The sequence below is a fragment of the Parasphingopyxis sp. genome (assembly GCF_028279465.1).
Lineage (GTDB): Bacteria > Pseudomonadota > Alphaproteobacteria > Sphingomonadales > Sphingomonadaceae > Parasphingopyxis.
On sequence record NZ_JANQNS010000015.1, the window covers coordinates 707,495 to 718,691 of the forward strand.

Here is an 11,197-nt window from a genome sequence, read left to right on the forward strand (position 1 = left end):
GAAACCATATGAGCGCACCCGTTTTCATTCTAGGCGGCTACCAAACCGATTTCGCCCGCAACTGGCATCGCGAAGGCGAAGATATTTTTGGCCTGTTCAGGGCGACGCTCGAAGGCGGACTTGCCGATACCGGCCTCGAACCCGAAGAGATCGAGTCCGCTCATGTCGGCAATTTCACGGCCGAGCTGTTCTGCAATCAGGGGCAGCTCGGCGGTTTCTTCGCGGCCGTCGACGATCGATTTTCCGGCATGCCCGCGCAGCGCCACGAGGCCGCCTGCGCTTCGGGCAGTATGGCGATCCTCTCCGCCATGGCCGAGATCGAGGCCGGGCGCTACGACTGCGTCTGCGTGCTCGGGATCGAGATGATGCGCAACGTCCCCGGCGACACGGCCGCGCAATATATCGGCGGCCCGGCGATGTTCTCCGGCAAGGAATGCGAGGATGTGAAATATCCCTGGCCGCACATGTTTTCCGAACTGGGCGACGAATATGCGCGCCGCTTCGGGCTGCAACAGGCGCATCTGGCCGAGATCGCGCGCACCAATTTCGCCAATGGCCGCCGCAACCCCAATTCGCAGACCCGCAAATGGACCTTCGGCAATGCGAGTTTCGAGGAGGATGACGAGGCCAATCCGGTGATCGACGGCCGCATCCGGCGGCAGGATTGCGGGCAGATCACCGATGGCGGTGCTGTCATTTTCCTCGCCGGCGAGGCGAAGGCGCGCGATTATGCTGCGCAACATGGCAAGTCGCTCGAAGACCTCGCGCGTATCGACGGCTGGGGCCACCGCACCGCGCATATCGGCTATCAGCCCAAGATCGAGGCGAGCAAGGCCGAAGACTATGTCTTCCCGCATGTTCGCAAGGCGGTGTCCGATGCCCTCGACCGGGCTGGCATTGGCTCGGCGAAGGATCTGGACACCATCGAGGTCCATGATTGCTTCACGACTACCGAATATATGGCCATCGACCATCTTGGCCTGACCGCGCCGGGCGAAAGCTGGAAGATCATCGAAAATGGCGGGATCGCCATCGACGGCGCGCACCCGATCAACCCGAGCGGCGGCCTGATCGGCTCCGGCCACCCCGTCGGCGCGACCGGCGTCCGCATGATGCTCGACTGCGCGAAACAGGTGGCCGGCGGTGCTGACGATTATCAGGTCGAGGGCGCGCAAAAGGCCGGGATGCTCAATATCGGCGGCAGCACGACGACCGTGGCGAGTTTCGTGGTGGGTGGCGGCAGCGCCTGATCGCCACTGGCACTGTCGTTCGCATCGGTTATAGGCAGCGACCCGATGATCAATTTCAGCAACCTCAAGGTGCGCCTCGGCGGCACGGTGATACTCGACGGCGCGACGGCGGCGCTGCCGCCGGGCGCCAAAGTTGGGCTGATCGGGCGGAACGGCGCGGGCAAATCGACGCTGATGCGGACACTGACCGGGCAGATCGAGGCCGATGACGGCGCCATCGACATGCCGAAGGACATGCGGATCGGCTATCTGGCGCAGGAGGCGCCGGCCGGAACGCAATCGCCGCTCGATACGGTGCTTGCCGCGAACAGCGAGCGTACCGCGCTGCTCGCCGAAGCCGAAACGGCAACCGATCCGCAGCGGATCAGCGATATTCACGAACGCCTCAATGCAATGGACGCCCATGCCGAGCCCGCCCGTGCCGCGCGCATCCTGAGCGGCCTCGGCTTCGACGAAGAGATGCAGGCGCAGCCGCTCGACAGTTTTTCGGGCGGGTGGAAGATGCGGGTGGCGCTCGCCGCCCTGCTCTTCACCGCGCCCGACATGCTGACGCTCGACGAACCGTCGAACCATCTCGATCTCGAAGCGACGCTCTGGCTCGAAAACTTCCTGCGCGACTATCGCGGGACGATGCTCGTTATCAGCCATGAGCGGGACCTGCTTAACAATGTCGTCGATCATATCCTGCATCTGAAGGGCGGGAAGACGAAGCTCTATCCGGGCGGCTATGACGCGTTCGAAAAGCAGGCGGCCGAACAGGCTGCGCAGGCGGCATCGGTCCGCGCCAAACAGATTGCGGAGCGCGAGAAGCTGCAGGCGTTCGTCGATCGCTGGCGGGCTAAGGCGCATTCGGCGAAGCAGGCGCAAAGCCGGATGAAGGCGCTGGCCCGCATGGCACCGGTCGAAGCCGCGGTCGAGGACCCGACGCTCGTGTTCGGCTTTCCCAGCCCCGGGGAAATGAAACCGCCGATGATCGTGCTCGACGAGGCGGCGGTGGGTTACGAGGAGAATAATCCAGTCCTCTCCCGCGTGTCGCTGCGCATCGATCCCGAAGACCGGCTCGCCTTTCTCGGCCGCAACGGCAATGGCAAGACCACCCTCGCCCGTCTACTCGCCGGGCAGCTCGATCCGATGGACGGCGATATCGCGATCCACGGCAAGACGCGGGTCGGCTATTTCACCCAGTATCAGGTCGAAGAGCTGGACGGCGACGATACGCCGCTCGACCATATGGCCCGCGCGATGCCCGATTCGAAGCCGGGTGCCGTACGTGGTCAGCTCGGGCGGTTCGGCTTTTCGGGCGACAAGGCGACCATCGAGGTCCGCAAGCTGTCGGGCGGTGAACGTGCGCGGCTAGCGCTCGCACTTATCACCCGCGATGCGCCGCATCTGCTGATCCTCGACGAACCGACCAACCATCTGGATGTCGATGCGCGCGAGGCGCTGGTGCAGGCACTCACCGACTATTCCGGTGCGGTTGTGATCGTCAGCCATGACCGGCATATGCTGGAGCTGACCGCCGACCGGCTGATCCTGATCGATAACGGCACCGCGCAAGAGTTCGACGGGTCGATCGACGATTATACCGATCTGGTGCTCGGCAAGGATGAACCGCCACCCGAGGCAAAGCCGGGTGCGCGCAAGAGCGCCAAACAGGCGCGCCGGGAAGCGGCCGAAGCGCGTAAGCAAACGCAGGCGTTGCGGAAGACGGCCCGCGATGCGGAGGCATGGATCGCAAAACTGGAAAAGCAGCGCTCCGCCATCGACCAAGCGATGTTCGCACCAGAGGAAGCGAAGGGCGAACTTGCCACGGCGACAATGACGGAATTGATGATGCAGCGCGCGAAAATCGAAGATCAGATTGCCGAATTGGAGGAAAGCTGGACCGAAGCGTCCGAAGCGCTCGAAGCTGCCACCGGCGGCTAGAACCCCGAGAGAAATTCCCCGACAATCGCCCCGAGCTGGCCGACCGCATAACCGCCTTCCATCACGATAAGCGTCGGCTGCGCTAGTTCGGCGACCTGGCGGCCAATCGCTGCATAGTCCGAGGTCTCGAGCGCAAAGGAGGATATCGGGTCACCTGCGAATGTGTCGGCCCCGAAAGACACGACCAGCAGTTCGGCACCCCAATCGCTGATTGCCGATAGCGCTTTCGCCAATGTTTTCCGATACAGCACAGCCTCCGCGCCGCGCGCCAGTGGCAGGTTGAGCGTCACGCCCTCTCCTGCCCCTGCTCCGGTCTCTTCGGCGAACCCCCAATAATAGGGATAGTCGGTCGCGGGATCGGCATGGATAGACGCGAAGAACACATCGCTGCGATCGTAAAATATGTCCTGCGTCCCGTTGCCGTGGTGATAATCGATATCGAGGATCGCGACACGGTCGGCTCGTGCTCGCGCCGCCTGCGCCGCAATCGCCGCGTTGTTGAGATAGCAATAGCCGCCCATATAATCGGCGCCGGCATGATGGCCGGGCGGGCGGCAAAGCGCGAAGGCGGATCGCGCTTCGCCCTTCAGGACCGGCTGCAAACCGGAAAGCGCGGTCTGCGCCGACCAATAGGCGCTTTCCCATGTGTCGGCCGTGATCGGCGTCGCGGCGTCGAAGCTGTGTGCGCCTATCTTCGCATCTATGCGGATGTGTGAATTGGCGCGGCGGCGGATAATCGGAAAGGCATAGCCGATCGCATCGCCCTCCCGCCCCGCATCCCGCCACTCGTCATAGGCGCTGCGCAAAAAACCGAGATAGGCGCGGTCGTGAACGACGGCGATTGGGTCGAGGCCGAAATCTTCGGGCTGCGCCATCACGTCAAACGCCTTCGCGATCTGGCGGGCGCGATCCGGGCTTTCCTGATAGGCGGTCCACGCCCCGTTATTGAGTTCGCGCTCCGGGGCATGCGCGAGTTGCCGGTCGTCAAAGATCGTGATCATGAGCCTGTGTCTGCGCCCGCGAGCAGCGCCAGCACCGCGAAACTCGCCAGCCAATGCTCGCCCATATAATCGCCCTCAACATGCGGCAGCGCGACATCGAGATGACGCTCAGCGGTCTGTGCAGCGCGTTCCGCTAGCGCATCCGGCAACGCATCGGCGATGCCCCGCCAGCACCAAGCCCGCGCAAGGTTGAAACCGTCGAGATGCGCGATCTTGCCGTCGCTGCGATCGGTCGGAACCGCAGGGGTAAACAAGCTGGCCGGCTCGCCGATGTCGAGCCGCGGCAGGAAGTTCGCAAACCATTCCGCGAAATCCGCCTTGCCCAACACTATCCGCATGAGCAGCGCTTCGATCATCGCCGAGGAGAGAAACTCGTCCCCGCCCGGCTCCCAAGCCTGACAGTCGCGATCCATGCCGTAATAGAAACCTGCGCGTTCGCGGATCAGGCTGAGCAGGTCCGCATCATGCGTCTCGGCCCAGCCATGGGCCAGCACTAGCGCGAAGGCAGTGTTGTAATGCGTGCCGGTGCGGATCGGATAGCCCTGTTTGGGCAGGAACAGCATGAACCGCTCGGCAAATGCGCGCGCCAGCGGCTCGAGATTGGCTCCCCAGTCCCCGTCTTCATGCCGCGCCGCCTCTCCGTGCAAGGCCAACAGCCATGCCCAGCCATAGGGCCGCTCGAATCCGCCCGAATATTCGCGGTCGAGATAGGCGAGTTCGGCGCCGATCTTCTCTTCGGTCAGCATCCGGTCCGCCAGTGCCTCGACATCCCGCGCGAAAGACGCATCGGGATAGAGCCGGCGCAGTGTGAGCAGCATCCAATAGCCATGGACGCAACTGTGCCAGTCGAAACTACCGTAGAAGATCGGATGCAGCGCCTTGGGCTCGCGCGCATCCTCCAGCCCGTTCATCACATGATCGAGCTTGTGGGGATATTGCTGCGTGACATGACCGAGCGCGATGCGCGCGAATTTCTCGGCGAGTTCTTGGGTCAACTCCATAGCAGGAACGCTCCAATATAGATGATCGCGACATTGCAGAACCAGAGCGGAATGGCTGTCCCGATCTGCTGGCGGATAACGCCGTTCTGGTCTTTCAGCTCGAGCAGCGCGGCGGGCACAATGTTGAAGTTCGCCGCCATCGGCGTCATCAGCGTGCCGCAGAAACCGGCCAGCATGCCGACTGCGCCGATGACGGCCGGATCGCCGCCATAATCCTCGACCAGCAACGGAATGCCGATCGCCGCCGCCATCACGGGAAAGGCGGCGAAGGCGTTGCCCATGATCATCGTGAAGATCGCCATGCCGAGGCAAAAGACGATCACCCCGATCAGGATATTGTTCTCCGGGATCAGCGTCCCGGCGACCCCGCCGATGACATCGCCAACGCCCGCCAGCGCGAACACGGCGCCGAGCGCAGCGAGCATCTGCGGCAGGATCGCCGCCCAGCCTATGGAATCGAGGAGGCGGCGCCCCTCCTCCGCCGGAGCCAGCAGCGGCGGTTTCAACCAGATCATTGCCGCGACCAATGCGAAGACTACGCCGATGCCGAACAGGATCAGCGTCTCGCGGCGCTCCTCGAACAGCCCGGTCTCGAACAGCGGCGTGTAGTTGTAGAGCAGCGTCCCGGCGACCGCCGTGACCGGCACGATTAGCGCAGGCAGGAACAACCTGTTGCCGATCAGTTTCGAGAAATCGACGCGCTGTGCGACCGTCGTTGTTTCGGGATCGCTGCGCCCGAGTCCGCCAACGCCGGCAATCCCGACCATCGCCAGCACCAACAGGCCATTGGCAAAATCGGAAAGGTGGCTACCGAGCAGGAAACTCGCGGCGAGCAAACCCCAAAAGGCGGCATTGCCGAGACGCTTGCCGTTCGACCGGTCGAGCAAGCTCAGCACCGCCCATAGCGCGAAGAATGATCCGGCGAGGATGTAAAGCCATTCATAGGTGATCATCGCGGCCACCTGCGCTTCTCCAGTCCCAACCGCCTGTCGAAGGCGAGGATGCGGCTGCCATGGATGAAGAAAGCGCAAATCGCGGTCGGGATGGCCCAGACCGACAATTGCAATGGCGTCAGCGGATAGCCGGCGCTCTCGAACACGCCCTGGATCAGCAGGATCGAAGCGATGGCGAAAAAGATATCCTCGCCGAAAAACAGCCCGACATTGTCGGTCGCCGCCGACATGGCCTTGACCTTCTCGCGCTCGTCTTCGGGCAAATCGCCATGCGATTTTTCCGCTGCGGCCTCGGCCATCGGCGCGACGAGCGGGCGGACGGCCTGGGGATGGCCACCGACATCCTTCATCCCGATCGCCGCCGTGACCTGACGGAAGAGCAAATAGATGACGAGCAGCTTGCCCATTGTCGCGCCGCGCACGCTTTCAATCACCGCGCGGGCACGGTGTTGCAGCCCATAGCGCTCGAGCAGTCCGATCACCGGCAGGATGATCCAGGTGACCGAGATATAGCGATTATCGTTGAATGCCTTACCGAGCGCCTCGATCACCGCAACGAAATCGAGCCCGCCGAACAGGCCGGTGACTATGGCCGCAACCACAACCACCAGCAGCGGATTGAAGCGCAGCGCGAAGCCGACAACGACGATAAGGATGCCGGCCAGAACGAGATAGTCAGTCATCCAATACTCCGTCATTCCCGCGCAGGCGGGAATCCAGTCCCGAACCATCAGCGAAAGAACTGGATTCCCGCCTGCGCGGGAATGACGTGAACCTGTTCAACTCTGTTCCTCCCCGAAACCGCCACCGCCAGGGGTCTCGACGACATAGACATCCCCCGGCTCCAGCGCGCTCGACGCCGTTGCGGGCAGCTCATCTTCACTGCCATCCGTCCGCATGACATAGTTGCGTCCCGGCGCCGCATCCGCTCCGCCCTCGATGCCCCGAGGCGGGATGCGGCGGCGATTGGCGAGTATGTTCGCCTGCATCGCTTCGAGAAAGCGCACGCGGCGCACTGTGCCGTCGCCGCCCCGGTGCCGTCCTGCCCCACCCGAACCATGCCGGATCGCAAAGCTTTCGAGCAACACCGGCAGACGGGTCTCCAAAATCTCCGGATCGGTCAGCCGGCTGTTCGTCATATGCGTCTGCACGGCGCTGGTGCCGTCATGATCGGGCCCGGCCCCCGACCCGCCGGCGATGGTTTCGTAATATTGGTGCCGCTCATTACCGAAGGTGAAATTGTTCATCGTGCCCGCCGACGGCGCGAGGCGGCCCGTCGCCGCGAACAGCGCATCCGTGACGACCTGGCTCGTTTCGACATTGCCCGCGACGACAGCCGCCGGATATTGCGGGTTGAGCATCGAGCCCCCGGGTACGATCAGCTCGATCGGCCGCAGACACCCGTCATTCATCGGGATCGTGTCGTCGATCAGCGTGCGCACGACATAGAGGGTCGCAGCGCGGGTGATCGAATAGGGTGCGTTGAAATTGTCTGGCTGCTGGTCGCTCGTGCCGGTGAAATCGATGATCGCGGACCGGGCTTCGCGGTCGACGGTGATTGCGACGGACACCTGCGCTCCATTGTCCATCGCATAGTTGAACGCCCCGTCGTCGAGCTTCTCGATCAGGCCGCGGACCGCCTCCTCGGCATTGGCGAGGACGTGATGCATGTAAGCCGCCACGACATCGCGGCCATAGTCCGCCGCGATCCGCACCAACTCCTCCGCACCGCGTGTACAAGCGGCGAGCTGCGCTTTGAGATCGGAAATGTTGCGGTCGGAATTGCGCGCCGGATGGTCGCCCGCGCCGAGGATCGCACGCATCTCGGCTTCTAGAAAGCGCCCTTCATCGACCATCAGCACATTGTCGAGCAGCACCCCTTCGTCCTCGATAGAGCGGCTGTCCGAGGGCATCGAGCCCGGTGCGATCCCGCCAATATCGGCGTGATGGCCACGCGCCGCGACAAAGGCCGCGGGTGCGTCGTCCCCCGGATGGAAGACCGGCACGATAACGGTAATGTCGGGCAGATGCGTGCCGCCGCGATAGGGTGCGTTGAGGACATAGGCGTCGCCCAGGCGGATGCCACGCCCGTCCGCACCTCCCCCTCGCGCCTCTATGATGGTGCGAATGCTGTCACCCATCGAGCCGAGATGGACGGGGATATGCGGGGCATTGGCGATCAGCGCGCCGGTAGGGTCGAACAGCGCGCAGGAGAAATCGAGACGCTCCTTGATGTTCACCGAACTTGCCGTGCTCTGCAGCACGACTCCCATCTCCTCCGCGATCGCCATGAACAAGTTGTTGAAGATTTCGAGCATGACCGGATCGACATCCGTGCCGATCGCATGATGCTCTGCGCGCGGCACGGCGCGGGTCAGGATTAGACTGCCATGCGTATCGGCTTTAGCCTGCCAGCCCGGCTCGACATAGGTGGTCGCCGTTTCCTCGACGATCATGGCTGGGCCGGTAATCGCTTGACCCTCAGCTATGGCAGAGCGCGCCACGATATCTCCAGATGATCTGGATTGCGCCTGTTCGCCAGGCATCGCGCTGGCCTCGGAAAAGCCCCGCTCGGAACGCCCGACTGCTTCGGCGATCAGCGTCTCGACGATCACCTCAGCCTCTTCGTCGACATAACCGAAACGCGCCTTGTGTAGCGAATCGAAAGCCGCCCGCATTGCCTCCGGCGTATCGCGCGCAACTTCGAGCGCGCTGTCGCTGCCGGAATAGCGCAGCGCGACACGGCACTCGCTCTCTATCGCTGGGGGATCGACGCCCTGGTCCCGGACTGCCGCTTTGGCCTCTTCGGCGAGCGCCGCGATTTCAGCGCCGAAATCCGTGCCAAGCGCCTTGCCGAACGTCACCTCTCGCAGCACCGTTACATCGGCGAGACCTATTCCGTATGCGGACAGCACGCCGGCAAGCGGATGGATTTGAATCCGGTCGATCCCGAGCGCATCGGCGACAAGGCAGGCATGCTGCCCCCCGGCCCCGCCGAAACAGGCGAGCGTATAGCGGGTCACGTCATGGCCGCGCGCGATCGAGATTTTCTTGATCGCGTTCGCCATATTGTCGACCGCGATGCGCAGGAACCCCTCGGCGATCTCTTCGGCCGCCATGCGCGTGCCGGTTGCCAACGCGATATCCCCAGCCATTTCCTCAAGCTTCTCCGCAGTGATATCCACATCGATGGGCTGATCGCCTTTGGACCCGAAGACATGCGGGAAGTGATCGGGATCGATCTTGCCGAGCGCGACGTTGCAGTCGGTCACTGTCAGCGGCCCGCCGCGGCGGTAACAGGCGGGCCCGGGCACTGCGCCCGCACTGTCCGGCCCCACCCGGAACCGGCTGCCGTCGAAATGGCAGATCGAGCCGCCGCCCGCGGCCACCGTATGGATTTGCAGCATAGGCGCGCGGATACGCACGCCTGCGACGACGGTTTCGAGCGTGCGCTCATACAGTCCCGCATAATGCGAGACATCGGTCGATGTCCCGCCCATATCGAAACCGATAATCCGCTCAAAACCGGCTTGCGCGGCCGTTTTCGCCATGCCGACAATACCGCCGGCCGGGCCCGATAGGATCGCGTCCTTCCCCCGAAACGCCTGTGCATCGGCGAGGCCGCCATTGGATTGCATGAATTGCAATCGGACCTCGTTCCCAATTCCATCCACAACCTTGTCCACATAGCGGCGCAGCACCGGTGAGAGATAGGCGTCAACGACCGTCGTATCGCCACGCCCGACCAGCTTGATCAGCGGCGCAACCTCATGGCTGACCGAAATCTGTGTAAACCCGATATCGCGCGCGATTGCCGCAAGCCGCTCCTCATGGTCCGTATGTCGCCAACCATGCATGAGCAGGATCGCAACAGCGCGAAAACCGTCGGCATGGGCCGCCTCGAACGCCGCCCGCGCGGCATCCGCGTCTAGCGGGGTTTCGACCGTACCGTCGACCCGCACCCGCTCGTCTATCTCGATCACCCGCTCGTAGAGCTGGCTCGGCAGCTTGATATGTCGCGCGAAAATCTCTGGCCGCGCCTGATAGCCGATCCTCAGCGCATCGCCGAAGCCGCGCGTCACAGCCAGCACCACCCGTTCGCCCTTGCGTTCGAGGAGCGCATTGGTGGCGACGGTCGTGCCCATTTTCACGCTGGCGATCGGCCCAGCGCCATGGCGCGCCTGCAGCCGCTCGATCGCGGCGACAGCCGCATCGTCATACTGTTCGGGATTGTCGGAGAGCAGCTTTTCGACATGCAGCACACCGTCCGGCGCGATTGCGACCACATCGGTGAATGTCCCGCCGCGATCGATCGCAAAGCGCCAGCGTCTAGCCATCGAACATCGCATCGAATTGCTCAAAACCTGCAGCGTTCGCGGCATCGCGCAGCGCCTCGAGATTGGGCACGGCTTGCGTCAGATCGTCCGGTGTTGCCTTCGCGAAGATGATTTCGGGCGCACGTTGCGGCACCACTTCGAGCCAATCGAGCAAATCGGAAAAGACCTGTTCCGGGCCCTCGCTTATCTGTTCATATTCGATGTCGAGGATCGGACAGTCAGGGGCAAAGCGCATCAGTTCCTCGTCCGACGACACCATCCCGCGCAGCACTTCGACAAAACGTTTCGGATCGAGCGCTACGGGCGGCAATGGACGCTCCTTGGCGGGAACGCCCCAGCGGCGCCTTCCCGATTGTTTTTCGCTGAGATCGGCATAGAGTTTGCCGCGCAGCTGCGAGACCGCTGCCTTCACAAGATTGGCTCGGCGCTGGCGAACAAGGCGTACGCCATGTTCGGAAAACTGCCGTGCCAGCGCCGCTTTGTCGGCAATAAGCCGCACCGAATATTTTGCGATGATCAATCGTTCTTCAGCGTCACGGCGCCGGTAAAATTTCTTGAACAGATCAATTTGCTGCTCGGCATTCATGCCGCGCTTGAAGGGTTCGTTGACAGCACGCGTTTCGGAGGAAGGAAAGGCCGTGCGGATCATCGACAGCAGCAAATTGCTGCCGACTCGCCCCCAGGGCATCATTATAGCCAATCGGACAGGTTCGCTGCCGTCCGAGCCGG

The 11,197-nt window shown here is 63.1% G+C and carries 8 protein-coding genes; 2 read left to right on the forward strand and 6 right to left on the reverse strand.

Annotation, left to right across the window (positions count from 1 at the left end; all coding sequences use genetic code 11):
• Positions 1 to 8 precede the first annotated feature (8 nt).
• Together Q0974_RS13045 and Q0974_RS13050 are read left to right on the forward strand one after the other, a co-directional pair.
• A complete protein-coding gene (locus tag Q0974_RS13045; RefSeq protein ID WP_299328285.1) occupies positions 9 to 1,250 on the forward strand; it encodes an acetyl-CoA acetyltransferase in 1,242 nt (413 codons plus the stop codon).
• A 45-nt stretch (positions 1,251 to 1,295) separates the two neighbouring features.
• Positions 1,296 to 3,176 (forward strand): ABC-F family ATP-binding cassette domain-containing protein, encoded by a 1,881-nt coding sequence (locus tag Q0974_RS13050; protein ID WP_299328288.1) that lies wholly within the window; start codon positions 1,296 to 1,298, stop codon positions 3,174 to 3,176.
• Here Q0974_RS13050 and Q0974_RS13055 read toward each other — a convergent pair.
• From Q0974_RS13055 to Q0974_RS13080, 6 genes are all read right to left on the reverse strand, one after another.
• Positions 3,173 to 4,177 carry a histone deacetylase family protein gene (locus Q0974_RS13055; protein ID WP_299328291.1) on the reverse strand — a complete coding sequence of 335 codons (1,005 nt, stop codon included), beginning with the start codon at positions 4,175 to 4,177 and terminating at the stop codon, positions 3,173 to 3,175. The genes Q0974_RS13050 and Q0974_RS13055 overlap by 4 nt on opposite strands.
• Positions 4,174 to 5,178 carry a DUF2891 domain-containing protein gene (locus tag Q0974_RS13060; protein WP_299328294.1) on the reverse strand — a complete coding sequence of 335 codons (1,005 nt, stop codon included), beginning with the start codon at positions 5,176 to 5,178 and terminating at the stop codon, positions 4,174 to 4,176. Before Q0974_RS13060 ends, Q0974_RS13055 begins: the two co-directional genes overlap by 4 nt.
• Entirely contained in the window at positions 5,169 to 6,131 is a 963-nt protein-coding gene (locus tag Q0974_RS13065) for a DUF979 domain-containing protein (protein ID WP_299328552.1), read from the reverse strand. Before Q0974_RS13065 ends, Q0974_RS13060 begins: the two co-directional genes overlap by 10 nt.
• Positions 6,128 to 6,814, reverse strand: coding sequence for a DUF969 domain-containing protein (locus Q0974_RS13070; protein WP_299328297.1), 687 nt, complete (start codon positions 6,812 to 6,814; stop codon positions 6,128 to 6,130). The genes Q0974_RS13065 and Q0974_RS13070 overlap by 4 nt, the downstream gene beginning before the upstream one ends.
• A 96-nt stretch (positions 6,815 to 6,910) precedes the next feature.
• Entirely contained in the window at positions 6,911 to 10,468 is a 3,558-nt protein-coding gene (locus tag Q0974_RS13075; RefSeq protein WP_299328300.1) for a hydantoinase B/oxoprolinase family protein, read from the reverse strand.
• On the reverse strand, positions 10,461 to 11,168 hold the full coding sequence (locus tag Q0974_RS13080; RefSeq protein ID WP_299328303.1) for a hypothetical protein: 708 nt from the start codon (positions 11,166 to 11,168) through the stop codon (positions 10,461 to 10,463). The genes Q0974_RS13075 and Q0974_RS13080 overlap by 8 nt, the downstream gene beginning before the upstream one ends.
• Positions 11,169 to 11,197: the final 29 nt, after the last annotated feature.

Coding starts and splice junctions, on each gene's coding strand:
- Q0974_RS13045 (WP_299328285.1), top strand. CDS start 9: ATGAGCGCACCCGTTTTCATTCTAGGCGGCTACCAAACCGATTTCGCC.
- Q0974_RS13050 (WP_299328288.1), top strand. CDS start 1,296: ATGATCAATTTCAGCAACCTCAAGGTGCGCCTCGGCGGCACGGTGATA.
- Q0974_RS13055 (WP_299328291.1), bottom strand. CDS start 4,177: ATGATCACGATCTTTGACGACCGGCAACTCGCGCATGCCCCGGAGCGC.
- Q0974_RS13060 (WP_299328294.1), bottom strand. CDS start 5,178: ATGGAGTTGACCCAAGAACTCGCCGAGAAATTCGCGCGCATCGCGCTC.
- Q0974_RS13065 (WP_299328552.1), bottom strand. CDS start 6,131: ATGATCACCTATGAATGGCTTTACATCCTCGCCGGATCATTCTTCGCG.
- Q0974_RS13070 (WP_299328297.1), bottom strand. CDS start 6,814: ATGACTGACTATCTCGTTCTGGCCGGCATCCTTATCGTCGTTGTCGGC.
- Q0974_RS13075 (WP_299328300.1), bottom strand. CDS start 10,468: ATGGCTAGACGCTGGCGCTTTGCGATCGATCGCGGCGGGACATTCACC.